The following is a 26161-nucleotide window of genomic DNA, read 5'->3' on the forward strand; positions in this document are numbered from 1 at the left end:
GGCCCAGTCGCTTGCGGGCATAGCATCGGTGCCCGCATGGACACGATGACGCTCTGGCACCTCACCGGCTGGGAGTTCGCCGCACTCGCCCTCGCGGCGCTGCTCGTCGGCTTCTCCAAGACCGCGGTGAGCGGCGCCAACACGATCAGCCTGGCCGTCTTCGCCGCGGTGCTGCCCGCCCGCGCCTCCACCGGAGTGCTGCTGCCCCTGCTCATCGCCGGGGACGTGCTCGCCGTCCTCACCTACCGGCGGCACGCCCACTGGCCCACGCTGTGGCGGCTCTTCCCCGCGGTCGCGGCCGGAGTCGTCGTCGGCACGCTGTTCCTGACGTGGGCCGACGACGGCATCGTCCGCACGTCGATCGGCGCGATCCTGCTGCTGATGTCCGCGCTGACCGTGTGGCGCCGGAGTACGGCGGAGAAGGCGCGGGAGCCGGACTCGGTCATGACCCGGGCGGGCCGCGCCAAGCCCCGCTCCTACGGCGTCCTCGGCGGCTTCACCACGATGGTCGCCAACGCGGGCGGCCCGGTGATGTCGATGTACCTGCTGTCGGCGGGCTTCCGGAAGCTGGGCTTCCTGGGCACCTCGGCGTTCTTCTTCCTCATCGTGAACGTGTCCAAGGTCCCGTTCAGCGTGGGCCTCGGGCTGATCGACGGCCCGTCGCTGATGCTCGACACCGCGCTCGTGCTGTTCGTGCTGCCCGGCGCGCTGCTCGGCAAGTGGGCCGTGAGCCGGATCGACCAGCGGCTCTTCGAACAGCTCGTGATCGCCGCGACCGTCCTGGGCGCCCTGCACCTCCTGCTGCGCCAGTGACACTGCTGCGCTGGACGCCCCCTCCTCCGGGCGGACGACGGGAGAGGTCAGGCAGGGCCTGGCCAGGGCTGTGTCTCGCCGTCCCGGAGTCCCAGCAGCGCCGGGAGATCCGCGAACGAGTCGACGACATGGCCGGGCTCACCGCTCGCCTCCCGGTGCGTCCGCGGCAGATACTTGCCCGTCCGCACCAGCACCCCCGTCAGCCCGGCCCGCTGGGCCGCGAGTACATCGGATTCGATGTCGTCGCCCACCATCACCGCCTCACCCGCCCCGGCCCCGAGCCGCCGCAGCGCCGCCTCGAAGAACGCCGCCGACGGCTTCCCGGTCACCTCGGCCTCGGTCCCGGCGGCCTGCTCGAGACCGGCCAGGAACGCCCCCGCGTCCAGCCGCAGTCCGCGTTCGGTGCGCCAGTACAGATTGCGGTGCATGGCCACGAGCCGGGCCCCGCGCTGAAGGTGCCCGAAGGCCCGGTCGAGCGCGTCGTACCCGAACTCCGGCCCCGCACCGCCGATCAGCACGACATCCACGGCGGCCTCGGCGGCGTCCGCGCCGGCCAGGCTCACACCCTCCAGATCCGCCGCGACGTCCCCGCTGTTCAGCAGGAGACAACGCGCACCCGGATACCGCTCGGCGAGATATGCGGCGGTGACGGCCGGAGCGGTCAGGATGTCGTCGGCCGTCACCGGGAACCCCGCGTCCGCGAGCGTCCCGGCGATCGACGCCCGGGTCCGGGACGTCGTGTTGGTCACCAGGGCGAAGGGCAGCCCCGCGGCCCGGATCTCCCGCAGCGCCTCGACCGCCCCCGGCAGCGGCCGCCAGGAGACGGTCAGGACACCGTCGATGTCGATGAGGACGGCACGCATGGCCACTCACGCGTACCCGCGAAGTGCCTTGTGGGCGCCGTAGGCCTCGATGAAGCCCTGGATCGCCGCCAGGTCGTCGGCGAACCCGGCGGACCGCCACTTCGTCCTGCTGCCGTCGAGGTAGCGCAGGTCGACCCAGGCGGAGACGGCGGCCGACGAATCGGAGCTGGCCACGCGCAGCTTCATGCCGGCCAGATCCCGGAAGACGACGGTCGTCAGCGGCTTGCGCTCGCTGATGTACTCGACGGCGCCGTCCGGCGTGATCACCAGCAGCGGGTCCGGGTCGTCCGACGTTCCGCGGAGGAAGCCGGACAGCTTGCCCCGCCTCTTGGTGAACACCCGCCAGTCCGCGGGGACGGGACCCCGGCGCGCCTGCCACAGGATCGTGCGCGGATCCGTCATGGCACCTCCGCAGGACAGGGACGTCCGTCCAGGAAAATTCTCCGCTCCGGTCCGGACGCGCGCCACCTCGCCGGAGGACCGCTGGTGCCGCCCTATCGGGCGGCGGGGCCGGGCTCGTACGCGCTGATCACGTACTCGGCCTCGTCGTCCAGGGCGTCGGCGTCCCAGTCGAGGGCGATGCGCACGGGGTGTCCGTCACCGGCGTACTCCGCCTCCGCCCTGTCCGCCCCGTCCTGACGGGCCCGGTCGAGTTCGCGCAGCAGGTCGCCGATGGCGGGGATCTGGCCGGGGAGCCGGCGGACCACGCGCCGGGCGCTGTCGTCGAGGCCGACGGCGTCGGTCACCTCGCCGTCGCGGACGGTCACCCGGTAGGTGCCGATCAGCGATCGCTCTCCTCCGCTGGACGTCAGGGTGTAGGCGTAGGCGGCGGGTTCCGTCCAGGCGGGGGCCTCCCGCTCGGTGGCGGCACTGGCGCCGGTGTCGTCGCCGCAGGCGGTGGCCAGGGTCAGCAGGCCGCCGGCCAGGAGGAGCGCGGCGGTGCGGCGGAGAAGGGCCGGAGTGGGCACGGTGGTTCCTTTCGACGGACGGGCCGTGGACTCGTGGCCACGGCGACCGCGACGGCGGCAGTACTGCGACGCGGGCGGGCCGTCAGACGTTCGATACGCTCGCTCCATGTCCCGCCACGTCCTGGTCCTCGGCGGCACCACCGAGGCCCGTCACCTCGCCTGCGAGCTGGCGGCGCGGCGCGGCACGCGGGTGACCACCTCGCTGGCGGGACGGGTGACCCGGCCGGGGACGATCGCCGGGGAGGTGCGCGTGGGCGGCTTCGGTGGCGCCGACGGGCTGGCCGACTGGCTGCGCGCCCACGACGTGGCCGCCGTCGTCGACGCCACCCACCCCTTCGCCGCGACCATCACGGCCAGCGCGGCGCGCGCCTCGGCCGCGACCGGGCGGCCGCTGGCGGTGCTGCGCCGGCCCGGCTGGCGTCCCGGCCCCGGAGACCGCTGGCACCCGGCCGGCTCACTGGCCGCGGCGGCGGAGCTGCTGCCGGACCTGGGCCGCCGGGTCCTCCTCACCACCGGCCGCATGGACCTCGCGGCCTTCGCGCACCTGGACCGGCTGCACTTCGTCGTACGGTCCGTGGAGCCCGCCGAGCCGCCGATGCCGCCCGACATGACGCAGGTGCTGGCGCGCGGGCCGTTCACCGTGGCCGACGAGCTGGCGCTGCTGCGGCAGCACCGGGTCGACGTGCTGGTGACGAAGGACAGCGGGGGAGCGGCGACCGCCGCCAAGCTCACCGCGGCGCGTGAACTCGGCCTGCCCGTCCTGGTGGTGCGGCGCCCGCCGCTGCCGGACGGTGTGACCGTGGTCCCCGGCGTCGCGGAGGCACTGGCGTGGCTGGGCCCCGGCCCGGGTACGCCCGGCTCGCGATAGAACCTCAGCGCGCCCCCGTCGGCGCGGGGTGTTCCGGACGGCCGGGCAGGCCGCGGCCCAGGTCCTCGACCAGCAGCCGCTCGGCGATCGCGTCGACCGCGGCCCGCAGCTCCGCTCCCGGCGGGCGGCCGATGTCCTCCCGCACCCGCTCCTCCAGCCAGGCCGCCCACGCTTCGGTGATGACCCGGGCCTCGCGGGCGCCGGACTCGGTGCGCGAGAGGCCCGCGCCGTCGCGGGTCCGATATCCCCGTCCACCATTCGGTCGAACACCGGCAGCAGCACCACCGGCGGCGGCCGGCGGCGCGCCGCGATCGGCCCGGGGCGGGCGTGCCCGGCCGGCCGGGTGCCGCTGATCGACGCGATGAGCGGACCGGCCACCAGCGGCAGGGTCCGCACGCCGGAGAGGGGGGCCGGGTCGCCGCGGCGTACCGCAGATGGCTCGGGAGAGACGCCATCGCGCCGAGCATGGCGAGACCGGAGGCTGTGCGGCGGGTGGCGCGGCTCCCTCGGTGACCGGCACGCGGCCACGATCACACCGGCGCGTCCCGTCCGCACGCGCGAGCGGTCTGCTCGGGCGCCGGACCCCGCGGGGTCGGGCGCCGCTAGCCGGTCCTGCCCGCCCGTTCCCTCTCCTCGGGGGTCTCGACGGCCACCGGGGCGGGGTCGGCGGCGACATCGAGGCCGCAGGTGCCGGTCGCCGTCACACCGTCCTTGCCCACCATCCGCACCGTGGTCCGGCCGTCGCGGTCCTGGGTGTAGGCGGCCGTGCAGACCAGCTGGCGCAGCGCGGTCGCGTCCAGCCCGTCCACGGCCAGCGGAAGGGCCAGGGTGACCTCCGCGTTCGGGGACAGCTCGACCCCGACACCCCCGGCGGCGACCCGGGGGAGCGAGGTGCCGAGCCCCGCGGCCTTCTCGGCCGGTCCGGGACCGCTGAGCAGCGCGGCGATCGCCTTCTCCGTCGAGACCGGCTCGGCCGGGCCGTCGGGCTCCTCGTAGCCGGCCCCGAATCCCCCCGAGGATTCGACCGACCGGCTCACCGGGCTCAGGGCCCCGTCGGGGGAGCGGAAGAAGAGCAGCGCGTCGTAGCCGGGGTTGACGAAGGCCTGGACCGAGGCGGGGCCGCCCGCCTCGATGACATCGGTCTCCTGGATGCCGCAGCCGCCGAGCAGCAGGGCCGCCGCCACCGGCACCGCGACGGCGACCGCCCGGCCGCGCGTCCGCCCCCGCCTCATCCGTCGTCCTCCTCCGTGTGCAGCGGTATCTCGACGGTGAAGACGGCGCCGCCCCGCGGCAGGTTCCCCGCGCGGATCGTCCCGCCGTGCAGCCTGACGTTCTCCTGGGTGATCGCCAGTCCCAGGCCGCTGCCCGCCGAGCGGGTCCGGGCCGCGTCGGCCTTGAAGAAGCGGTCGAAGATGTGCGGCAGCACCTCGGACCGGATTCCGGGTCCGCTGTCGGCGACCTCCGTGACCAGCACGGGCGCCCCGTGGGTGCGCGTCTCGGCGCGCAGCCGAACCGTGACGGGCGCGCCGCCGTGCCGCAACGCGTTGCCGACGAGATTGGCGATCACGATGTCGAAGCGGCGCGGGTCGAGCCGGGCGCGGATGCCGGGGGGCAGCTCGGCGCAGACCCGGCCGTCCGTCCAGTGCCGGTTCTCCAGGGTCTTGCGGATGGCCTCGGCCACGTCGATCTCGTCGGTGTGCAGCTCGGCCGCGCGCGCGTCGAAGCGGGAGATCTCCATCAGGTCCTCGACGAGCACGGCGAGCTTCCCGGTCTCGGCGCTGATCAGCCGCACGGCCCGGGCGGTGTCGGGGTCCAGGCGGCCCGCGTCCTCGTCGAGGACCTCGGTGACCGCGAGCATGCCGGCGAGCGGGGTGCGCAGTTCGTGCGAGACGTCGGAAGCGAAGCGGCGGGCGCGCTGCTCGGCCCGGCGCAGTTCCGCCACGGAGTGCTGGAGCTTGCCCGCGGACTCGTTGAAGGTGTGGGCGAGGTCGGCCAGCTCGTCGCCGCCCCGCACCTGGATGCGGGTGTCGAGCCGGCCGCTGCCCATGCTCTGCGCGGCCTGGTGCAGCTCCCGCACCGGGCGCAGCACGCTGCGCGCGGCGAGCAGTCCGGGCAGCAGGGCGATGGCGAGGCCGGGCAGGGCGCCGTCGCGGGCGGCGGTGAGGAGCGCGTCGACGTTGATCTGCTCGTCGGTCATCCGCATGACGGCGTACAGGACCAGCCGGGTGGGCAGCACGCCCTCCGGGCCGGTCCGGAAGACCGTGGGCATGGCGATGGTCAGATACGGGACGCCGTCCTTGACGACCCGCTCGAAGCTGCCGTGCGGATCGGCGTGGGCGGCGCGGCGCAGCTCCGGGGTGATGACGGTGGAGACGGGGCTGGTGCCGGAGGAGGCGCGGACCGAACCGTACTCGGCGAACACCACCCAGGGGTGCGGCTTGCCCTTGCGGGCGAGGTCGCGCAGCACCTCCTCCAGTCCCTCCCCCTGGACGGGCAGGTTGAAGCCGGTCTGCTGGACCTGGTCGCGGAACGAGGAGACCGCCGTGTCCTGCGCGGTCTGGAGCAGGGCGTTGCGTGCCTCGCGGTAGGTCAGCGCGGCGGTGGTGCCGGCGCTGACCGCGGCGACCAGCAGGAACGCCAGGACCAGCCGCGTCCGCAGCCCGAACGCCCGGGCGCGCCGCAGCGGCCGCCGCTGCCGGTCCGCGGGACGTCGCCGGCGGCCGGGACGCCGTACGCCGCCGTGGTCCGGCGCGGGGCCGTCACGGACCGGATCGCCGCCGGTGCCGTCACCGGCCCCGGGACCTTCCGCCCAGCGGTCCCGGGCCGGGGCGCCGCCGACGGCGTCACCCCCGTCGCCGTGGGCGGTCCGGGGACCCTCGGCCCGGCCGTCGTACGCCCCGGCCGCCGGCGCCGCGCGGAGTGCGGCTCCGCCGCGGCGGCCGTCCCCGCCGCGGCGCGCCCGGCCGAACGCGGTCCGCCCGGTCACAGCGGCCCGAAGCGGTAGCCGAAGCCCCGCAGGGTCTGGACGTAGCGCGGGGTGCCGGACTCGTCCTCGATCTTGTTGCGAAGGCGGCGGACGCAGGCGTCGACCAGACGCGCGTCCGCGTGGTAGCTGTGCTCCCAGACGTGCTCCAGCAGCTGCTGGCGGCTGAACACCTGCCCCGGCGCGGCCGAGAGGTGCAGCAGCAGTCTCAGCTCGGAGGGAGCGAGCGTGAGGCGCTCGCCGGCCTTGGTGACGGTCAGCCCGGCCCGGTCGATCGTGAGGTCGCCGTGCACTTCGGTGGCCGCCCGCCCCGGCCCGACGTCCTCGATCCGGCGCAGCACCGCGCGGATCCGGGCCTCGATCACCTCGGGACGGGCGGGCTTGACGATGTAGTCGTCGGCACCGGCCTCCAGGCCCACGATCACGTCGAAGTCGTCACCGCGCGCGGTGAGCATGATGATCGGCAGCTGGGTGTCCTCGCGGACGCGCCGGCACACCTGGACGCCGTTCATGCCGGGCAGCATCAGGTCCAGCAGGAGCAGATCGGGGCGGAACTCGTCGAGCGCGGCGAGTCCGGCCTCGCCGGTCGCGGCCGACCGCACCTCGTGGCCGCGGCGGCGCAGACCGAGTTCGACTCCTTCGCGCACGGCGGGGTCGTCCTCGACGAGGAGTACGCGGGGCATCAACAGTCTCCTTGGGGATGGGTCAGCGCCGGGCCGGTCGCCGGCGTACGCGGGCGATCAGCGCCTGGAGTTCGGTGAGCCGCAGCGGCCGGGCGAGCAGCGCGAAGACGAGCACGACCACCGCCGCGCCGGCCGCCGCCGCGGCCAGGGCCCCCGCCCGGGCGGCGCCGGAGGCCGCCAGATGACCGAGCAGGGTGGCGGGCACGGCGGCGAGCAGCAGCCGGGCGTGCGCCACGGCGGCGGACGACCGCCACGGCCGGGCCACGCCCAGCCGGCGGCTCAGCACCCGGCCCGTGACCGCCCAGCCCGCGCACAGCGCCAGCGAGTACGCCGCCGCCATCCCCGTCACGGCCCAGCGGGCCGGCAGCAGCTGGGCGGCGGCCGTGGACAGGCCCGCGTTGACGGCGACGATCACCAGGTTGAGCAGGAAGGGCGTACGGGTGTCGGAGAGCGCGTAGAAGGTGCGGGACAGCACGTACTGGCCCGACATGGCGACGAGCCCGGGCGCGAACGCCATCAGGATCGCGGCCATGGCGGCCGTGTCGCCCGCGCTCGTCCTGCCGTAACCGAAGACGAGCGCCATCACCGGCTGCGCGAGGGCGAACAGCATGCAGGCGGCGGGGACGACGGCGGCGGCCGAGGCGCGCAGGGCGTGCGAGACGTCGCGCCGCAGCGCCGCGGTGTCGGAGTCGGCGGCCGCCGCGCTCATCCGGGGGAGCAGCGCGGTCACCAGGGAGACCGTGATGATGCCGTGCGGTACGACCCACAGCGCGTAGGCGTTGTTGTAGGCGCTGTACCCGGGACCGCCGTCGAGACCCGCGGTGGTGGCCAGCCGGGTCGTCACCCAGTACGCGGCCTGGTTGGCGAGGACCAGCAGCACCAGCCAGCCGGCCGACCGCAGCGGACGGGTCAGGCCGCTGCCCCGCCAGTCGAAGCGGGGCCGCCAGCGGAAGCCCGCCGCGCGCAGGGCGGGGACGAGGGCGAGCGCCTGGACGGCGATCCCGGCGGTCGTGCCCCAGCCGAGCAGCGCGGTCTCGGCCGCGGTGAGCGTGTCCCCGCCGCCCAGGGCCAGCGCCAGATAGAGACCGAAGACGGTCATGACGACGACGTTGTTGAGAACAGGCGCCCACATCATCGCGCCGAACCGGCCGCGCGCGTTGAGTACCTGCCCGAGCAGCGTGAACAGGCCGAGGAAGAAGATCTGCGGCAGGCAGTACCGGGCGAACGCGGTCGTCATCGCCGCCTGCTCACCGCCGTAGCCGGTGTACGCGTCGACGATCGCGGGCGCCGCCCACACCGCGGCGGCGGTGAGCGCCAGCAGGGCGAGGACGCAGACCGTGACGAGCCGGTCGGTGAAGGCGGCGCCGCCGTCGGCGTGCTCCTTGGCGGCCTTGACCAGCTCGGGCACGAAGACGGCGTTCAGCGCGCCGCCGAGGAGCAGCATGTAGACGATGGTGGGCAGGGCGTTGCCGACCGCGTAGCCGTCGGCGGTCGGCCCGATCGTGCCGAGCGCCGCGGCGACCACCGCGGACCGGGCGAAACCGGTGGCCCGGGAGACGAGCGAGCCGGCGGCCATGAGCACACTGCTGCGCGCCGCGGACACCGTCCTGCCCCCGTCACCGGCCGCACCGGGGACCGTCCTACCCCCGTCACCGGCCGCACCGGGGCCGGCCTGCGCTCCGTCACCGGTCTCCGCGGGGACCGTCGTCGGCCTCACCGGCGGTTCAGGTACGCCTGGAAGGCGCGGTACAGCGTCTGGTTGGCGGTGCCGCCCAACGGTCTCTCCCATTCCCCCAACGTCTCGACGACCTGTCCGCCGGTGCCGAGCTTCCACCGCAGCAGTCCGTACGCACGTTCGTCAGGATCGAGAGTGGAGGGTACCCCGCGCATGTCGTAGACGTCAGCGCCGAGCGCGTGGGCGTCCAGCAGCATCCGCCACTGCAGGGCGTTGGAGGGCCGGACCTCGCGGCGGTGGTCGGCCGAGGCGCCGGTCTGGTACCAGACCCTGCGGCCCACCGTGATCATCGTGTGAGCGGCGAGGATCTCCCCGCGGTGGCGGGCGAGATAGAGCTTCATCCGGCCCGGCTCCTCCGCGTTGAGCGCCGCGTACTGACGCTGGTAGTAGGCGAGCGAGCGGCCGAGCCGGAAACCGTCGCGCTCCTCGGTGACGCGCAGCAGCCGGTAGAACTCGGGCAGCTCGGCCGCGCTGCCCACCACGACCTCCACCCCCTCCTTCTGGGCCCGCCGGACATTGCGCCGCCACTCCTGGTTGAGCCCCGACCACAGGTCCTCGGTGCCGCGTCCGGCGAGCGGCACCCGGAAGACGTGGCGCGGCTGGGCGTCCCCGTCGTCCCCCGTGCCGTCACCACCGCAGCGGCGCCAGCCGCGGGCCCGCAGCCGTTCGGCGACGGCGGTGCCGAGCGGATCGACCTCGCTGGCCAGCACGTCGCCCAGCCGTCTGCCCGGGCCGGTGAGCGACTTCAGCAGGGCGGCGTCCCAGCGCCGGTACGCGGGCGAGGGGCCGATCCGTACGGCGAAGGCGCCCAGCCGGCGCAGCTGCTCCTGCAGCGGGGCGAGCCAGTCGTCGATGCCCGGGTCCGCCCAGTCGGCGACGGGACCCTCGGGAAGGTAGGCGAAGTACTTGCGGGTGCCGGGGAACTGCCGCAGCAGTACCAGGGCCACCCCGGTCAGCTCACCGGCTTCCGGATCCGGCCCCCAGCCGAGCAGCTGGGGGCGCCAGCCCTCCTTGACGTCGGCCCACGACGGGCACTGGAGGAAGCCGGCGCCGAGCGCCGCGCCGCGCGGCGCGGCGAGGAAGGCGCGGTAGGTCTCGGCGGTGACGGGTCCGAGCCGGAGATCCCGGCTTCGTTCCTCATGCTGGCGGCCGGGCGGTACGAGCAGCGCTGACACGTCGTGGAGCCTCTCCTTCTCCCCGGCTGTCGCGGGGACGCACAGGATGCTCACAGCCGCCCGTGACCGTCCCGCGCGGCGAATGTGACCGGACGATGACCGTTCCTCACCAGTCGCCGTCACATAGCGCCGATGCCGCTGACCTGCGCATCTCTGGCTCTAGAGTCACGACATCCGCCGCCTTGTCCGTCTGTCACGGAGGTCCTGTTGCCCCGCATACCCGCATCCGCCCAGCCCCGGGTCCGCACCGTCCGCGCTCACGCGCCGGTACGCACCGCCCGCGCTCTGATACGCACCGCCGTCGCCGCCGCCCTGCTGGCGCCGCTCGCCGCCTGTTCCGCGAACTCCGCCCCCGCCGGCACGGCGGACACGGGCAAGGACGGGAAGGACGGAGGCCGCCCCGTCACCGTCACGGTCACCCCCACCGGCCGGCAGGCCACGGCCGGGAAGCCGGTGCAGGTCACCGCGGCGGGCGGCAGCCTCACCTCGGTGACCGTCACGGACTCCGAGGGCCGGAGACTCCCCGGCAAGGTGGCCCCCGGCGGCCGCACGTGGGTCTCGGACCGCAAGGCCGTGCCCGGCACGGTGTACGCGGTCACGGCGGCGACCCGGACCGAGGGCGGCACCGCGGGCACCACCCGGGCCTCCTTCACCACCGCCCCCGCGGACAAGATCAACAAGGTCGACTGGCGCCCGGGCGCCGGTACCACCGTCGGGATCGCCCAGCCGATCTCGCTCGTCTTCGACAACCCCGTCGAGAACCGGGCCGAGGTCGAGAAGCAACTCAGGGTCACCACCTCGAACGGCACCGAGGGCTCCTGGGGCTGGATGCGCGACTGGTCGGGCCGGGACCGGGTGGACTGGCGGCCCAGGACCTACTGGAAGCCCGGCACCGAGGTCACCCTGAACGCCGAACTGAACGGCACCGACTCGGGCACCGGCGGCTGGTTCGTCCGTGACTACACGACCACCTTCACCATCGGCGCACAGCAGATCGTCAAGGTCGACCTCGACAACCACCGCCTGACGCTGGTGCGCGACGGCAAGACCGTGCGGCGCATCCCGGTCTCCGGCGGAACACCCGGCGGCGACAAGCGCTCCTGGCGCGGGACCGCCGTCCTGATGGCCAAGGAGGGAACCATCAACATGAACTCCGAGACCGTCGGCCTCGGTGACGCCTACGACAAGATGGTCGACTATTCGATGCGGCTGACCTGGTCGGGCATGTACGCGCACGCCGCCCCCTGGAACGCCCGCTGGTTCGGCAACGCCAACCGCAGCTCGGGCTGCATAGGCATGAGCGACGCGGACGCGGCCTGGTTCTACGGCCAGGTGCGCCCGGGGGACCCGTTCGAGATCACCGGAGAGGACACCAAGGGCGTGGTGGCGCCGGAGAACGGCTTCGGCGACTGGAACCTGTCGTGGGCCGAATGGCAGCAGCGGAGCGCACTGCGCTGACGGGGTGCGGGATGCGTGCGGGACGCGGGCGGGCAGGGGCGCGGGGCGCGTCCGCCGGACCCTCCGTCAGTTCTCCCCCGGATTGCGCCGGAGCAGATACGTGTCCATGATCCAGCCCTTGCGCTCCCGGGCCTCGGCCCGCAGCCGTTCGATGCGGGGCGCGGCCTCGGCGATCGGGCCGGCGACGGTGATCTCGTCCGGAGTGCCGAGGTAGGCGCCCCAGTAGATGTGGATGTCCTGGTCGGCGTACTGCCGGAAGGTCTGGTGGGCGTCGAGCATCACGACGACGTCGTCGACACCCTCCGGGAATCCCTCGGACAGCCGCCGCCCGGTGGTGATCTGGACCGACCCGGCCACCCGGTTCAGCCCCGTACGATGCCGGGCGACCAGTGAGGAGACGCTGCTGATGCCCGGCACCACGTCGTACTCGAACGTCACGGCGCCCCGGCCCAGCACCTCCTCCAGGATGCCCAGCGTGCTGTCGTACAGCGACGGGTCGCCCCACACGAGGAACGCACCCGTCTCGTCCTCGCCCAGCTCGTCGAGGATCAGCCGCTCGTAGATGTCGGCGCGGGCACTGCGCCAGTCGCCGACGGCCGGGGAGTACGCCGCGCCGCCCGCGCGCCGGTCCCGCTCCGGGTCGCGGGCCTCCACCACGCGATACGCCCCCTCCGGTATGTGCGTCTCCAGCATGGTCCGGCGCAGCCGGGTGAGGTCCGACTTCACCTCGCCTTTGTCCAGCAGGAAGAACACATCCGTGCCGCGCAGCGCCCGGACCGCCTGGAGGGTCAGCTGGTCGGGGTCGCCCGCGCCGATGCCGATGACATGAATCTTTCGCACGCCCCGAGTCTGCCGTACGCCACTGACCACGCGATCACCGCCCGGGCGATCGGAACCGGTCCGTCACCTCCCGCACAGCCGCGGGGCCCGGGCCCGGGCGTCCACCACCGCGGCCCCGCCGACCCCGTCGGAACCGTCGGCCCCCGCCTCGACGGCGTCCGCCAGCTCCCTGGCCCACGCGACCACGCCGCCGAGATCCATGCCGTACACCCCCGGCCGCCCGGAGGCCGCCGCCCACTCCGCCACGGCACCCGCGCCGCGCCGCAGCAGCCGCGCCCCGCCGGCCACGTTGCCGCGCGCCGCGTGGGTGAGCCCCACGGCGCACTGGGCCAGCCCCCGCCACAGCGCCCGCTCCTCGTCCGGGCCCGACTTCCAGGCGTCCTCGAAGACCTCGTGCGCGTGGAACGGCTTCCCGGCGTCCAGCAGCGCCTGCGCCTCCGCCACGGTCTCCTCCGGAGTCCGCACGACCCCCTCCGGCTGCCGCTCCACCCCCTGCGATCCGTACGGCAACGGCCGACCGAGCCCGTCCCGCGGCCGCGCGTTGCGCGCCCGCCCCTCGGCATCCCGGTCCCGGGCCTCCGCGGCCCGATCCCGCTTCCCGTCCGTCCGGCGCTCCGACGTGCCGCTTCCGTGTCCCGTTCCACCCATACGACGATTGTCCCGCCCGGTGCCCCCTTCGGTGTCGCCGGGCCCGTGGGGTAAAGTGCTGTCCGCGCGATCACGCGGGCCACCGCGGAACAGCGCACCGGGACGTGGCGCAGCTTGGTAGCGCACTTGACTGGGGGTCAAGGGGTCGCAGGTTCAAATCCTGTCGTCCCGACAGTTCGATGGACTGTCATCGCAGGTCAGGGCCTTGTTCACTGTCGTGAGCAGGGCCCTCGATCGTTTATGGGGTGTTGTTCCCCCCGCTTCTCAGGCCTTCTTTCACCCCTCCGGCGTGCCGGGCAGCCAGGGCCGCACCCGTCCGGCCCACTGCGATGGCGGAGCGGACGGCGCCCGGCGAGAGTGGGAGGCGCCGTCTACGTCGGCCAATCCCTCCACCCCCGAAGGAGCACCGTATGTCCGAACGCAACACCGTCATCCGCAGCCTGCACGACGCAGGTCTGGCAGCCTGGTTCGGCGGCTCCCTGATGGGCGCGATCGGTCTCAACGGCGCGGCCAAGGACGAAGGCGGGACCGAAGCCGCCCGGGACCGGATCTCTTCCTCGGGATGGGCGAAGTGGGCCCCGGTCAACGCGGTCGCGATCGGCGCGCACCTGTTCGGCGGGGGCGGGCTGCTCGTGGTGAACGCGCACCGTGTCGCCGCCCAGCAGGGCGTCGCCGCCTCCACCACGGCCAAGACCGTCGTCACCGTCGCAGCCCTGGCCGCCACCGCCTACGCCCGAGTCCTGGGCAAGAAGGTCGAGCTGGCCTCCTCGTCCGACCCCGATGACGTGGAGATGGCGCAGAAGCACCCCATCGACCTGGACAAGGCACGCCGGCAGCTGGCGTGCGCGCAGTGGGCGGTGCCGGCGCTCACCGGATGCCTGGTGGTACTCAACGCCCTGCACGGCGAACAGCAGCGTCCCGACGAGCAGATTCCCGGTATGTGGGAGCGGGCCCGCTCCGCGGCCCACTTCCCGATGTAAGGGTCCGCGATCCGGACCGGGGGTGACCATCGGCCGCAGCTCGTGCCCGCGTGATTCCCGCACGGTCCTGCCGACATGTCCCCGACGGCTGGGGGCAGTCGGGCAGGGCCACGGCGGACCGGGCGGCCGGGCCGGCCTTCGAGAGCTCGAACAGGGAGTTCCCATGTCCACACACGCACGTGCCCGAACGCCGGTCCAGCAGGCCGCCCTGATCGTGGGAGTGGTCTTTCTCCTGGTCGGTGTGCTCGGCTTCATCCCGGGCATCACCACGAACTACGACACCATGGACTTCGCGTCTCACCATTCCGAGGCCAAGCTCCTCGGCATCTTCCAGGTGTCCATCCTGCACAACCTCGTGCACCTGGCCTTCGGCATCGCTGGACTGGCGCTGTCGCGCACCGCATCACAAGCACGGCTCTATCTCCTCGCGGGCGGCGCCATCTACCTGGTCCTGTGGCTGTACGGGATGATCATCGACCACGACAGCGCCGCGAACTTCGTCCCCGTCAACAGCGCCGACAACTGGCTGCACCTGGTGCTCGGCCTCGGGATGATCGCTCTCGGCGCCCTGCTCACCCGTAGGCGCGACGCGACCCGGACTGCTGGGTGATGACCGCATCCCGGTACGTCACGGGGGTGGCGCCGGGAGTGCCATGAGCGTGGTGCGCAGGCGGTCGGTGATGGGCTCGTCCCCGTAGTGGGTCAGCCAGGTCCGCGCCCAGCGGATCGCGCGAGCCAGGTCGGCGGGTGGCAGGGCCGGGAGCGTGAGCAGGTCCCCGATGATGATGCGCGCTTTCGGCAGGGTGCCGTTCTCCTCCAGCCAGCGCAGGGCGCAGTCCACGGCGCGTGGGCGTCGGGTCTCGTCCAGTGCCGGATGGCGCAGGACGCCCGAGAGCACGGTGCGGCCCTTGGTCGAGGTCTCGTTGCTCAAGCGGTCCAGAGCGATGTCGATGCCGGCCCGCGCCTGCTCGACGGGCAGGTCCGTGCGGGTCAGGAAGGAGCCGAGCACGGAGCGCTGCGGCTTGCCGCCGTGGCACGCCAGCCACTCCAGGCTGATCTCCGCCACGGTCCGAGCCTGCTCGGCCGTCAGGCCGTCGAGCAGGCTGAGCAGGATGGACATCAGCTTGTGGTCGTCCGGTCGCGCGAGGAGGGCCGCGACGCCCCGCCGGACGGCGTGGCGGATCTCCGCGGGCGACAGGTCCGGCACGCGCAGCAGAGGCCCGAGCACGGCGCCCGTCTCCTCGTGTTCCGGATGGCGGTCGAGCCAGGTGAGGGCGAGCGTGACGGCGGCCCGCGTCTGGTCCTGGTCGAGCTGCGCGTCGTGCAGCAGGAGGCGTTGGAGCATGGCCGGTGCGGACGGCGCGTCCGGCTCTTCGGCCAGCTGGTGCAGCAGGGCGGCGGCGGTGTCCGGCGCGGTGCCGTCGGACAGCAGCGCCTGGAGGACGAGGGACCGGGCGGGGAGTCCCGCCGAGGTTCCCGTCGCCCAGTTCCGGGCGAAGGCGATCAGCTTGTGCCGGAGGGCGGGTGGACAGCTCTCCCCGGACAGGAGATTGAGGAGGACGCGGCCCGAACCGGGGTGCGTCCGCTGCCGCTCCAGCCAGTCCAGCGCGTAACGGGCGACCTGGGCGCGGTCGTTGTCCGGGAGGCCGTCGTGCTCCAGGAGGGAGCACAGTTCCGGACTGATGTCCCAGCCCCTGTGCTGGGCGGCGCGCAGCCAGGCCAGCATCCGCTCGGCGATCTCCCGGCCGGCGGCCGGGCCGACGTCGTCCCGCTGGAGGAAGGCCCGCACCACCGACGCGACGCCGTAGGTGCGATAGGGGGTCAGCCATTCCCGTACGGCGTCGACCACCCGTTCCAGCCGGTCGCCGGGGTGGGGCCTGCGCAGGAGCTGTTTGAGCAGGGCGGGGGTGTGGCGCCAGGCAGGCCGGGAGGGGACCCATGCGAGGGTGCGCTCCACGACCGTGTCCTCGGCCCGCGCGGGCAGGTCCGGGCGCTCCAGCAACGCGAGCAGCAGATGCTCGGTGTCGGTCTGCTCGCCCCGGCGTGCGAGCCAGCCGAGGGAGGCCTCCACGAGGCAGGCGGGCGCGCGGTCCGTGCCGCGCAGCGCGGCGGTCAGGAACGGCTGCGCGATGTGGTCGGCCTCGGCGCGGGCGAGCCACGGTTCGACGAGGCGCCTCCACACGCTCTCGTCGAACCCGTGCCAGGGGCGGCTCGACACCAGCGTCAGGAGTGCCTGTCCGCCGTCGCGGCCCGCGTTCGCCAGGAGGTGTCCCAGCGCGTCGGCGTGGGCCGTGATCCATTCCCGGCAGAATCGTTCCAGGGCGGCGATCCGGCGGGCGGAGCCCTGTTCCTCCATGTCCGCGGCCAGGCGCCGCACATGGCCGGTCAGCACCGAGAAGGTACGAGGGTGCCGCATCAGCGCGGAGAAGACCGAGACGGCGGCGTTCTCGTCGACACTCCACCCGGGCGGGGGCATCAGTGACTGGAGCAGGAGTTCGTCGGTGACGACGTCGTGCATCACGACCAGCCGGTCGTCGGCCTCGTCGAGCCACCCCAGGGAGATGAGGGTGTCGACGACCCGTCGGCCACCCAGTGCCGCGGCCGGGCCGCCGGCCGTGCCGAGGAGGGCGTCGACGGCTTGCTCGACCGTCTTCCTGGGCTGGGGACCGGCCGCGACGGCCACGGTGAAGGCGAGTTGCGCGGTGTCGGGGGCGGTGATGTCCACCGGGGAGGGAGCGGCTGCGGTACTCGCGGCCAGCGCGTCCCGCCGTATGCCTTCGCGCAGCCAGTCCAGCAGTTCTCCGGGCCGGACCGAGACCGGCAGGGACAGCGGGGAACGGGCCAGCTCGCGCTCCTCCATCGCCCGCGCGATCAGCAGCGCGGTGATCGGACGGCGGCCGCAGAGCCGCGTCACGGTCTCCTGGCCCCACAGCCGCACGGTCTCGGGGGCCGCGTGCCGGATGACCCGGGCGATGACGGCGGACTGATGGGGCCAGTCGTCCCGTAGATGGACCTCGTCCAGGACACCGGCACTGCCGCGGTGCTGGACGGACCGCAGCGACCCGGGGCGGACGGAGGCCAGACAGGTCAGGGTCGTCCCGCGTTTCCGCGCCTCCGGGAGCAGCACCTCGGCGAGGGCCCGCAGGTCCAGTTGCGCGCAGGCGTCGAGGTAGTCCAGGACCAGCAGGACCCGCCGCCGCTCGCAGGAGAGCACCGCGGCCGCGAGGTCGTCGACGGTGACGGCGCTGTCGGGCTGTACGTGCAGGACCTGCCATCCGGCGCGGTGCGCCCGGCGCGCCACTTCGAAGCACGTCCGGGTCTTTCCCGAGCCCGCCGGTCCGATCAGCAGGACCCCGCGGGAGCCGCCGGCGCCCAGCCGGCCGAACAGCCGCTCCGGGTCCGAGGGGTGGTCCGTCCCCGGGTGGACGAAGGGGAGTCGCTCCTGGTCGAGGTAGCTGCGCCGGCCGAGCAGGCCGCGCATCACCTCCGCGTGCGTGCGGACGCAGCCGTGCCCGCCGGTCGCGTCGGGGGAGGGCGGGGGGCCGTCCGACGGCACCGGTCGCACCCCGTGCTCGGCGAGGAGGCGTACGAGAGCCGGGTCGTCGGTGAGCGCGGAGAGGCGGGTCGCGGTAAGGCTCGCCGTTCCGGACGGCACATGGTGGCTCGTGCACACGCCCACCAGCACCCCGTCCGGTGTGGTCACGCCCGCCCCGGACACCCCCTGCCACGGTGAGCCGCCCGCCTGCCGCGGTGCGGGGCTGCTCAGGGACAGTTCCATCTCGTGGCTGCCGAGGAAGGAGCCGAGCAGGATGGAACCGGTCAGCTGACGTGCCGTCGGCTGCGGCCGGGACGCGTGGTCGGGGAAGCCGACGGCCACGAACGGCACGGTCGCCACGGCCTGGGGCAGTACGCCCCACCGGGCGGGCGGCACGTCGGGCGCGCCCGCCCCGAGGACCAGCAGGGCCAGGTCCACTTCCGGGCTGCGGTGCCGCACCACGGAGACGACGGGGATCCGCAGTGCCGGGCGGCCCGGCAACCGCACCTCGTAACCGCCGCCGGACCGGGCGAACTCGTGTCCCGCGCAGATGACCAGCCGCGCGGCCAGCAGGAACCCGGAGGCGGCGAAGCGGGGCGTACCGTCGGTGCCGCGGCCGACCACCATGGCCACGCGTTCGACGGCATCGGGTACGGCGGTCACCTCGGACATGGACCAAGCCGCGGCCGGCGGGCCGGTTCACGCATGCCGTCAGTCCTCCAGAGCCGTCCTGCGCCCGGAGTTCGTCAGGACCGTGCCGCCGTCGGCCGTCTCGGCGGTGAACTCCAGCGACACGGTGTGCGTGCCGGTGACGCCCTCGGTCGTCTTCCCGCCGAGGGACAGCACCCAGAACTTCACCCCTCCGTCGGCTTCCGTCGACGCTGTCACGGCGACCTGCATGTCGAGCTTCACCGACTCCACGCGGAGCCGAACCGGCTGGCCCTCGCCGTCCGACACGGCCTGCGCAAGTTCGGTGCGCAGCGCCTTGATGGCCTCGGTCAAGCCGATCTGCACGAGTCCCCCATGTGTCCGGCTGTCGCCCGTCCGAACGCCCCTCACGATGACGCCGCGGACAACTCCTACGTGATCAGCTCATCATGCTAGGCCCTCGGGACCGGCTTCTCCTCGGGCACCCACCGCACCGCCAGTACTCCCAGTGCCAGGCACAGCGCGCTCGCCACGCCGATCGCCACGTGCATGCCGGTGAGGAAGGCGTGCTCGGCTTGCGCGAGGGTGGTGGCGGGCAGGCCCGGGGTGTCCAGGGTCTCGTCGAGGGTGTCGGCCACGCCGGGGCCGGTCAGCCGGAAGCAGAGGGCCGCCAGGGAGCCGAGCAGGGAGATGCCGAGGGCGTTGCCGAGTTCGTTGCTGGTCTCGGCGATGGAGGCGGCCGAGCCGGCGCGCTCGGCGGGCACCGCCGCGACCGCCGTGTCCGCCACCAGGCTGAAGGAGAAGCCGTAGCCGACTCCGGTGACGACCGAGGACGCGATGAACGCCGCCACGCCCTGCTCGCCGGTGGTCAGCAGCAGGAGCAGCAGGCCGGTTCCCATGAAGAAGTGGGAGGCGATGAGCGCCGACCGCTTGCCGATCCGCTCGACGGCAGCGTTCGCGCCGACGCAGGCGGCGGTGAGGACGGCCGCGCCGGGGAGTGCCAGCAGGGCCGCCGCCAGGACGCCGTGGCCGAGCACGGACTGGAGATACGTGCCGGTGAGGTAGCCCGCCGCCGCCCAGGCGACCAGGGACAGCAGCCCGGTGAGGATCGCCACGGTGAAGACGCGGTCCTGGAAGAGCCGCAGGTCGAGCAGTGGGTGTTCCAAGGTGAGCTGTCGGCGCGCGAACCAGACCAGAAGGGCGGCGCCGACGAGTCCGAGGACGGTCTGGGCCGTGGAGAAGCCCTCCGCCGCGACCGCCTTGACCGCGTACACGGTCAGCAGGATGCCGGCGGCGGACAGGACGACGCTGAGGGCGTCGACGCGCCCGGGGTCGGAGGTGCGCACCTCGCGCAGCAGGAACGGGGCCAGGGCGACGAAGAGGACGACGACCGGGATGTTGATGAGGAAGACCGATCCCCAGGCGAACCGGCTGAGCAGCAGGCCGCCGACCACCGGCCCGGCCGCGAAGCCGGCGGCGAAGGTGGCCGCGAAGACGCCGATGGCCCGGGAGCGTTGCCGCGGGTCGGGGAAGAGGCTGCTGATGATCGCGAGGCCGGAGGGCAGCAGTGTCGCGCCGCCCAGACCCATCAGTACGCGGCAGCCGATGAGCAGTTCCGGGCTCGGGGAGAAGGCGGCACCGGCCGATCCGACGCCGAAGACGACGGCGCCGCTCAGCAGGAACCGTAGCCTGCCGTAGCGGTCGCCGAGGTTGCCGAAGGCGATGAGCAGGGACGAGACCGCGAAGCCGTAGCTGTCCAGGATCCACAGGGCCTGGTCCGTGGTGGGGGTGAGCGCGGAGGTGATGCCGGGCATCGCGAGGTAGAGGACGGAGCCGTCCATCGCGACGAGTGCGACGGGGCCGAGCACGACGAGGAGGCCGAGCCAGGCCCGTCGGCCGGCTCGCTCCGCGGTTAAGCCGAGGGAGGTCACGGGCGACCTTTCAGGAGGAGGTGCGAAGGGGAGTGCGCCGTCGGACGACGGCGTGCGCGACGGGCGCGCGGACGCCGCGCGCTCCCGACGCGTACGGCGTACGCACGCTGCGCGTACGCCGTACGCTAGACCTGTGCGTGCGGTGTACGCAAGCCGCCGGTTAGACTTCGCCATGGTCATCAGGAAGCAGTCCGGACAGGCGAGTTCACCCGGCCTGTCCCGGGACGCCATCGTGGCGGCGGCGATGCGCGTCGCCGACGCCGAGGGCGTCGCCGCGCTCTCGATGCGACGCCTCGCCACCGAGCTGGACTCGGGCGTCATGTCGCTCTACCGGCACGTGGCGAACAAGGACGCCCTGCTCACCGCGATCACCCGGGCGGCATGCGACGAACACCCCTATCCCGAACCCGCCCCGGACGACTGGCGGGACGCGATGCGGCTCGCGGCGCGGCTCGACTGGGAGGTCTACTGCGCACACCCCTGGGCGCTGGTGACCTCCAGCTCCGCCCGGCACTTCTCCGACACCACCTGCCTCGACTGGATGGTGGACGCGCTCGGGGGGCTCACCGACGACCCCGGCCTCGCGCGGTCGTTCGCGATCGCCGTGTGGTCGTACGTGCAGGGGGTGTGCATCCAGCATGTGGCGCAGCAACTGCTGCCCGGCGGGGACAAGCCGGAGCAGTCGCCGCTGCGGGCCACGGAGGACGACTTCGAGACGGGGCTGGAGACGCTGCTCGACGGGATGGAGCAGCGTGCGCTCCGCGCCGCGCCGCCTCGGGTGCCGCGCACCTTCTCCGCCCCTGGCGGCCGGTTGCGCGCTCGGCAGGGCCCCGGCGCACCGCCGTGAGAGGTGCTCCGGTGCCGGCCCGGTCATCCGCGCCCGCGCTTCGACGTGCCGAGCGACCTCTTCCCGGCGGCTTCGGCCACGCGGGCCCCGGACCCCTCGGCTGTCCGCGGGCGGATCCCGGCCTCACCCGGGTCGCCTCCTCGCCGCTGCCGGCGGGCGCCCACGTCCGTGTCGGCGGCCCGGCCGGAGGAGAACGCGGCGGCCGTCGATCCGGAGCCGACGGAGGATCAGCGGGCCCGGCCGGAAGCGGCGCACCGAGCCGGAGGGCCGGTCAGGGGCGTACCAGGAGCCGGAAGTCGAAGGCGTAGCGCGAGGCGCGGTAGAGGTGGGAGCCGTACTCGACGGGACGGCCGGTGTCGTCGTAGGCGGTGCGCTCCATGGTGAGCAGGGCGGCGCCCTCCCGCTCGTCGAGCAGGGCGGCCTCCTCCGCCGCGGCGGAGCGGGCGCCGACGGTCTGGCGGGCGCTGTGCAGGGTGAGGCCCGCGGCGCGCAGCATGCGGTACAGGCCGGTCGTCCCCAGCCGGCCGGTGTCGAGGTCGAGCAGGCCCGGCGGCAGGTAGTTGCACAGGTAGGCCACCGGCTGGCCGTGGGTGAGCCGCAGCCGCTCCAGGACGACGACGTCGGCGCCCTCCGGGACGCCGAGCGCGGCGGCCACGCCGGCGGGTGCGGGAACGTGGTCGTTGCGCAGCACGCGGGTGGCCGGATCCTGCCCGGCGGCCCGCAGGTCGTCGTAGAGACTGCTCAGTTCGAGCGGACGCCGGACCTGGCTGTGCACCACCTGGGTGCCGACGCCGCGGCGGCGCACCAGGAGTCCCTTGTCGACCAGTGACTGGATGGCCTGGCGGACCGTGGGCCGGGACAGGCCCAGGCGGGCGGAGAGGTCGACTTCGTTCCCCAGCAGGTTCCCGGGGGCGAGCGCGCCCCGCTCGATCGCCTCCTCCAGTTGTCGTGCGAGCTGGTGGTACAGCGGGACCGGGCTGGTGCGGTCGAGGGTGAAGCGCACGGCGTCGAGAGCGGAGACGGTCGTCACCACGGGGGCACCTCCTGGGGCGGTGGTCACCAGGTGTAGGCCGGGGGTGGACACCTTGTCAACACTTTGTACTTACATTCGGACCTGCTTGTGAAATGATGTCTTAACAAAGTATTGACAGCGGGCCCCCCAAGGGATGGAATCCGGTCTCAACGCAAGAGCCGTGCTTCCCCCGTCGCACAGTGAGGTGCAGGAAAGATGGACCGCACTCCTCGGGACCGCTCGTCCCGCCCCCGCTCCCGCAGCATCACCTCAGCCCTGGCCGTGGCAGCGGCGGCGGCCCTGGTCCTCGCCGGCTGCTCCAGCGGCTCCGGCGGCAAGAAGGCCGAGGAGTCGGCGGAGGGCGCCGCCGCGGGCAAGGCCTCCACGCCCCGGATGACGGTCGCCCTGATCACCCACCAGTCGCCCGGCGACACCTTCTGGGACATCGTCCGCAAGGGCGCCGAGGCCGCCGCCGCCAAGGACAACGTCAAGCTGGTCTACTCGGCCGACCCCAACGCGGGCAACCAGGCCAACCTGGTGCAGAACGCGATCGACCAGAAGGTCGACGGCATCGCCATCACCCTCGCCAAGCCGGATGCCCTCAAGGACGTGGTGCGCAAGGCGAACGCGGCCGGCATACCCGTGGTCGGCCTCAACTCCGGCGTCAGCGAATGGCGCGAGCTCGGCCTCACGCAGTTCTTCGGGCAGGACGAGACCGTGGCCGGAGAAGCGCTCGGCAAGCGGCTGAACGAGGCCGGCGCCAAAAGGGCCGTGTGCGTCATCCAGGAACAGGGCAACATCGGCCTCACCCAGCGCTGCGACGGCGTGCGGAAAACCTTCTCCGGTGACACCGAGACCCTCTACGTCAACGGCACCGACATGCCCTCGGTGAAGTCCACCATCACCGCCAAGCTCAAGGAGGACGACGCCATCGACTACGTCGTCACCCTCGGCGCGCCCTTCGCACTGACGGCGGTGCAGTCGGTGGCCGAGGCGGGGAGCGGGGCGAAGATCGCCACCTTCGACCTCAACAAGCAGCTCACCGGCGCCATCGGCGACGGCACCATCGAGTTCGCCGTCGACCAGCAGCCCTACCTCCAGGGGTACCTCGCGGTCGACTCCCTGTGGCTCTACGAGAACAACGGCAACTACAGCGGCGGCGGTGAGCAGCCCGTGCTGACCGGCCCGGCCTTCGTCGACAAGTCCAACGTCGACCGGATCGCCGAGTTCGCCGCGAAGGGCACCCGGTGATGAGCATGGCCCAGCAGGCTGCGCCGGCGGTGACCGCACCGCCGGCCCCCGGCCCGAAGGGGACCGACGGGCGCACCACCCGGCGCCCGCTCGCGCTGCGGCTGCTCGCCCGGCCGGAGGTGGGCGTCTTCCTCGGCGCCGTCGCGGTGTTCGTGTTCTTCCTGATCGCCGCGCCCGCGGTGCGCGACGGCAGCTCGATGGCGAACATCCTCTACCAGTCGTCGACCATCGGGATCATGGCGCTGCCGGTGGCGCTGCTGATGATCGGCGGTGAGTTCGACCTGTCGTCCGGCGTCGCGGTGATCACCTCCGCGCTCACCGCGAGCATGATCAGCTACCAGCTGACGATGAACGTCTGGGCCGGCGTGATCGCCGCCCTCGCCGTCTCGCTCGCCGTGGGCCTGCTCAACGGCTGGATGCTGGTGAGGACCGGGCTGCCGAGCTTCCTGGTCACGCTCGGCACCTTCCTGATCCTCCAGGGCGTCAACCTCGCCGTCACCAAGCTGATCACCGGCAACGTCGCGACCGACGACATCAGCGACATGGACGGCTTCGGCCAGGCCAAGGCGATCTTCGCCTCCTCCTTCGGCATCGGCGGCGTCCAGGTGAAGATCACCGTGGTGTGGTGGCTGGTCTTCGCCGCCCTCGCCACCTGGGTGCTGCTGCGCACCAGGTACGGCAACTGGGTCTTCGCGGTCGGCGGCAACCAGGAGAGCGCGCGTGCCGTCGGCGTGCCCGTCACCTTCACCAAGATCTCCCTGTTCATGCTGGTCGGCTTCGGCGCCTGGTTCGTCGGCATGCACCAGTTGTTCTCCTTCAACACCGTGCAGTCCGGCGAGGGCGTCGGCCAGGAGCTGATCTACATCGCCGCGGCGGTCATCGGCGGCTGTCTGCTCACCGGCGGCTACGGCTCCGCGATCGGCCCGGTCTTCGGTGCTTTCATGTTCGGCATGGTGCAGCAGGGCATCGTCTACGCGGGCTGGAACCCGGACTGGTTCAAGGCCTTCCTCGGCGTGATGCTGCTCGGCGCCACCCTGATCAATCTGTGGGTCCGCAGGACCGCGACCCGGAGGTGAGCCACCCATGACCACCGCGACCGAGACACCCCTCGTCGAACTCCGCGCGGCCGGCAAGTCGTACGGCAACATCCGCGCCCTGCACGGCGTCGACCTCACCGTCCGCCCCTCCAGGGTGACCTGCGTACTCGGCGACAACGGCGCCGGCAAGTCCACCCTCATCAAGATCGTCTCCGGGCTGCACCGGCACACCGAGGGCGAGTTCCTCGTCGACGGCGAGCCGGTGCGCTTCGCCACCCCGCGCGAGGCCCTCGACAAGGGCATCGCCACCGTCTACCAGGACCTGGCGACCGTGCCGCTGATGCCGGTGTGGCGGAACTTCTTCCTCGGCTCCGAGCTCACCAAGGGACCGTGGCCGCTCCGCCGCCTCGACATCGACCGGATGAAGCGGACCGCCGACGAGGAGCTGCGCAACATGGGGATCGTCCTCGACGACCTCGAACAGCCCATCGGCACCCTCTCCGGCGGCCAGCGCCAGTGCGTCGCCATCGCCCGCGCCGTCCACTTCGGCGCCCGGGTGCTGATCCTCGACGAGCCGACGGCCGCGCTCGGCGTCAAGCAGTCCGGCGTCGTCCTGAAGTACATCGCCGCCGCGCGCGACCGCGGCCTCGGCGTCATCTTCATCACCCACAACCCCCACCACGCCTACATGGTCGGCGACCACTTCAGCGTGCTGCGCCTGGGCACCCTGGAACTCTCCGCCGACCGCAGCGAGGTCAGCCTCGAAGAGCTGACCAACCACATGGCCGGAGGCGCCGAACTCGCCGCCCTCAAGCACGAACTCGCCCAGGTCCGCGGCGTCGACGTCGAAGAACTCCCCGACGAGCGGGACCTCCGGGCCCCCGCGGCACCGTCTCCGTCGTCTCCGTCGTCTCCGTCGTCCCCGTCGTCCCCGTCGTCTCCGTCGTCCCCGTCGTCTTCGGAAGGGAACTCCTGACATGGCCCCTGTGCTCGACCGCATCCGGGTCGGCTCCGCCCCCGACTCCTGGGGCGTCTGGTTCCCCGACGACCCGAAGCAGGTGCCCTGGGAACGCTTCCTCGACGAGGTCGCCGAGGCCGGTTACTCCTGGATCGAGCTGGGCCCGTACGGCTATCTGCCGACCGACCCGGCCCGCCTCACCGACGAGGTCGGCAAGCGGAATCTGAAGGTCTCGGCGGGCACGGTCTTCACCGGCCTGCACCGCGGCCCCGCCGTCTGGGAGGCCACCTGGGAGCACGTCGGCCAGGTCGCCGCGCTCACCCGGGCCATGGGCGCGCGGCACCTGGTCGTCATCCCCTCCTTCTGGCGGGACGACAAGACCGCCGAGATCCTGGAGCCGCCGGAGCTGACCGCCGAGCAGTGGGCCCACCTCACCAAGGGCATGGAACGGCTCGGCCACGAGGTGAAGGAGACCTACGGCCTGGACATCGTCGTCCACCCGCACGCCGACACCCACATCGACACCGAGGCACACGTCGAGCGCTTCCTCGACTCCACCGACTCCGACCTGGTCAACCTCTGCCTGGACACCGGGCACTACGCCTACTGCGGCGGCGACAGCGTCAAACTGATCGAGACGTACGGCGAGCGCATCGGCTACCTTCACCTCAAGCAGGTCGACCCGGAGATCCTGGCCGACGTGGTCGCGGGCGGGGTGCCGTTCGGGCCCGCGGTGCAGCGGGGTGTGATGTGCGAACCGCCCGCCGGGGTGCCGGACCTGGAGCCCGTCCTGGTGGCGGCCCAGCGCCTCGGCGTCGAGCTGTTCGCCATCGTCGAGCAGGACATGTACCCCTGCGAACCGGACAAGCCGCTGCCGATCGCGGTCCGGACCCGGAAGTTCCTGCGCTCCTGCGGGGCGTGAGCGCCC

The 26161-nt window shown here is 73.2% G+C and carries 24 protein-coding genes, 1 tRNA gene and 1 pseudogene; 11 read left to right on the forward strand and 15 right to left on the reverse strand.

Translation table 11 applies throughout. The annotated features are described in order from the left end of the window. The first annotated feature begins 36 nt into the window (after positions 1-36). A complete protein-coding gene (locus VE614_RS29930) occupies positions 37-813 on the forward strand; it encodes a sulfite exporter TauE/SafE family protein (RefSeq protein ID WP_324944140.1) in 777 nt (258 codons plus the stop codon). A 47-nt stretch (positions 814-860) separates the two neighbouring features. On the opposite strand, the gene VE614_RS29935 is transcribed toward VE614_RS29930, so the two are convergent. The 3 genes from VE614_RS29935 to VE614_RS29945 form a co-directional block, all read right to left on the reverse strand. After that, a complete protein-coding gene (locus VE614_RS29935; protein WP_324944143.1) occupies positions 861-1676 on the reverse strand; it encodes an HAD-IIA family hydrolase in 816 nt (271 codons plus the stop codon). 6 nt (positions 1677-1682) lie between these two features. Next, positions 1683-2078, reverse strand: coding sequence for a hypothetical protein (locus VE614_RS29940; protein WP_324944146.1), 396 nt, complete (start codon positions 2076-2078; stop codon positions 1683-1685). Positions 2079-2170: 92 nt separating this feature from the next. Then, a complete protein-coding gene (locus VE614_RS29945) occupies positions 2171-2644 on the reverse strand; it encodes a DUF6174 domain-containing protein (protein WP_324944149.1) in 474 nt (157 codons plus the stop codon). A gap of 106 nt (positions 2645-2750) precedes the next feature. Here VE614_RS29945 and VE614_RS29950 point away from each other — a divergent pair, with 106 nt between their 5' ends. Beyond that, positions 2751-3512 (forward strand): cobalt-precorrin-6A reductase, encoded by a 762-nt coding sequence (locus VE614_RS29950; protein ID WP_324944152.1) that lies wholly within the window; start codon positions 2751-2753, stop codon positions 3510-3512. Positions 3513-3516: 4 nt separating this feature from the next. On the opposite strand, the pseudogene VE614_RS29955 reads toward VE614_RS29950, so the two are convergent. The 6 genes and pseudogenes from VE614_RS29955 to VE614_RS29980 form a co-directional block, all read right to left on the reverse strand. Beyond that, positions 3517-3857 (reverse strand): annotated as a pseudogene (locus tag VE614_RS29955) (MFS transporter); the annotation flags it as partial. Positions 3858-4114: 257 nt separating this feature from the next. After that, on the reverse strand, positions 4115-4744 hold the full coding sequence (locus VE614_RS29960) for a hypothetical protein (protein ID WP_324944155.1): 630 nt from the start codon (positions 4742-4744) through the stop codon (positions 4115-4117). Next, complete coding sequence (locus VE614_RS29965) at positions 4741-6195, reverse strand: HAMP domain-containing sensor histidine kinase (RefSeq protein WP_324944344.1); 1455 nt, start codon at positions 6193-6195, stop codon at positions 4741-4743. The genes VE614_RS29960 and VE614_RS29965 overlap by 4 nt, the downstream gene beginning before the upstream one ends. Positions 6196-6494: 299 nt before the next feature. Then, the gene (locus VE614_RS29970) at positions 6495-7178 is read right to left on the reverse strand and encodes a response regulator transcription factor (RefSeq protein ID WP_324944158.1); all 684 of its coding nucleotides are present in this window, start codon (positions 7176-7178) and stop codon (positions 6495-6497) included. Between the two features lie 22 nt (positions 7179-7200). Next, on the reverse strand, positions 7201-8967 hold the full coding sequence (murJ, locus tag VE614_RS29975) for a murein biosynthesis integral membrane protein MurJ (protein ID WP_414719666.1): 1767 nt from the start codon (positions 8965-8967) through the stop codon (positions 7201-7203). Continuing rightward, entirely contained in the window at positions 8892-10088 is a 1197-nt protein-coding gene (locus tag VE614_RS29980; protein ID WP_324944164.1) for a lipid II:glycine glycyltransferase FemX, read from the reverse strand. The genes murJ and VE614_RS29980 overlap by 76 nt, the downstream gene beginning before the upstream one ends. Positions 10089-10373: 285 nt before the next feature. Here VE614_RS29980 and VE614_RS29985 point away from each other — a divergent pair, with 285 nt between their 5' ends. Beyond that, positions 10374-11546 carry a L,D-transpeptidase gene (locus VE614_RS29985; RefSeq protein WP_324944346.1) on the forward strand — a complete coding sequence of 391 codons (1173 nt, stop codon included), beginning with the start codon at positions 10374-10376 and terminating at the stop codon, positions 11544-11546. A 66-nt stretch (positions 11547-11612) separates the two neighbouring features. On the opposite strand, the gene cobF is transcribed toward VE614_RS29985, so the two are convergent. Both cobF and VE614_RS29995 read right to left on the reverse strand, forming a co-directional pair. Beyond that, positions 11613-12386: a precorrin-6A synthase (deacetylating) gene (cobF, locus tag VE614_RS29990; protein ID WP_324944167.1), complete on the reverse strand. Its 774-nt coding sequence runs from the start codon at positions 12384-12386 to the stop codon at positions 11613-11615. A gap of 63 nt (positions 12387-12449) precedes the next feature. Beyond that, positions 12450-13034 (reverse strand): DUF309 domain-containing protein, encoded by a 585-nt coding sequence (locus VE614_RS29995; RefSeq protein ID WP_324944170.1) that lies wholly within the window; start codon positions 13032-13034, stop codon positions 12450-12452. Positions 13035-13132: 98 nt separating this feature from the next. On the opposite strand from VE614_RS29995, the gene VE614_RS30000 reads away from it, so the two are divergent. The 3 genes from VE614_RS30000 (at position 13133) to VE614_RS30010 (ending at position 14624) form a co-directional block, all read left to right on the forward strand. Beyond that, a tRNA-Pro gene (locus tag VE614_RS30000) sits at positions 13133-13206 on the forward strand. A gap of 238 nt (positions 13207-13444) precedes the next feature. Next, the gene (locus tag VE614_RS30005) at positions 13445-14014 is read left to right on the forward strand and encodes a hypothetical protein (RefSeq protein WP_324944173.1); all 570 of its coding nucleotides are present in this window, start codon (positions 13445-13447) and stop codon (positions 14012-14014) included. 163 nt (positions 14015-14177) lie between these two features. Beyond that, positions 14178-14624: a DUF4383 domain-containing protein gene (locus VE614_RS30010; protein WP_324944176.1), complete on the forward strand. Its 447-nt coding sequence runs from the start codon at positions 14178-14180 to the stop codon at positions 14622-14624. Between the two features lie 18 nt (positions 14625-14642). Here VE614_RS30010 and VE614_RS30015 read toward each other — a convergent pair whose 3' ends face one another. The 3 genes from VE614_RS30015 to VE614_RS30025 all read right to left on the reverse strand — a co-directional run bounded on the left by VE614_RS30015 (position 14643) and on the right by VE614_RS30025 (position 20038). Beyond that, complete coding sequence (locus VE614_RS30015; protein WP_324944178.1) at positions 14643-18221, reverse strand: serine protease; 3579 nt, start codon at positions 18219-18221, stop codon at positions 14643-14645. A gap of 39 nt (positions 18222-18260) precedes the next feature. After that, positions 18261-18563, reverse strand: a complete 303-nt coding sequence (locus VE614_RS30020) for a trypco2 family protein (RefSeq protein WP_324944180.1) — start codon at positions 18561-18563, stop codon at positions 18261-18263. Between the two features lie 86 nt (positions 18564-18649). Continuing rightward, a complete protein-coding gene (locus VE614_RS30025) occupies positions 18650-20038 on the reverse strand; it encodes an MFS transporter (RefSeq protein ID WP_324944349.1) in 1389 nt (462 codons plus the stop codon). Between the two features lie 262 nt (positions 20039-20300). Here VE614_RS30025 and VE614_RS30030 point away from each other — a divergent pair, with 262 nt between their 5' ends. Beyond that, positions 20301-20975 (forward strand): TetR/AcrR family transcriptional regulator, encoded by a 675-nt coding sequence (locus VE614_RS30030; RefSeq protein WP_324944182.1) that lies wholly within the window; start codon positions 20301-20303, stop codon positions 20973-20975. Positions 20976-21246: 271 nt separating this feature from the next. Here the strand turns inward: VE614_RS30030 and VE614_RS30035 are convergent, their stop codons facing one another. Continuing rightward, positions 21247-22008, reverse strand: coding sequence for a GntR family transcriptional regulator (locus VE614_RS30035; RefSeq protein WP_324944185.1), 762 nt, complete (start codon positions 22006-22008; stop codon positions 21247-21249). Between the two features lie 195 nt (positions 22009-22203). Between VE614_RS30035 and VE614_RS30040 the strand changes: the two genes are divergently transcribed. From VE614_RS30040 to VE614_RS30055, 4 genes are read left to right on the forward strand one after another with little or no spacing between them, the layout of a single operon-like run. Continuing rightward, complete coding sequence (locus tag VE614_RS30040) at positions 22204-23238, forward strand: sugar ABC transporter substrate-binding protein (protein ID WP_324944188.1); 1035 nt, start codon at positions 22204-22206, stop codon at positions 23236-23238. After that, positions 23238-24314, forward strand: a complete 1077-nt coding sequence (locus VE614_RS30045; protein ID WP_324944191.1) for an ABC transporter permease — start codon at positions 23238-23240, stop codon at positions 24312-24314. The genes VE614_RS30040 and VE614_RS30045 overlap by 1 nt, the downstream gene beginning before the upstream one ends. 7 nt (positions 24315-24321) lie before the next feature. After that, positions 24322-25251 (forward strand): ATP-binding cassette domain-containing protein, encoded by a 930-nt coding sequence (locus tag VE614_RS30050; RefSeq protein WP_324944194.1) that lies wholly within the window; start codon positions 24322-24324, stop codon positions 25249-25251. 1 nt (position 25252) lies between these two features. Then, the gene (locus tag VE614_RS30055; protein WP_324944197.1) at positions 25253-26155 is read left to right on the forward strand and encodes a sugar phosphate isomerase/epimerase; all 903 of its coding nucleotides are present in this window, start codon (positions 25253-25255) and stop codon (positions 26153-26155) included. The last annotated feature ends 6 nt before the right edge of the window (positions 26156-26161 follow it).

Origin of the sequence: Streptomyces sp., from assembly GCF_035645055.1 — a bacterium.
Taxonomy (GTDB): Bacteria; Actinomycetota; Actinomycetes; order Streptomycetales; family Streptomycetaceae; genus Streptomyces.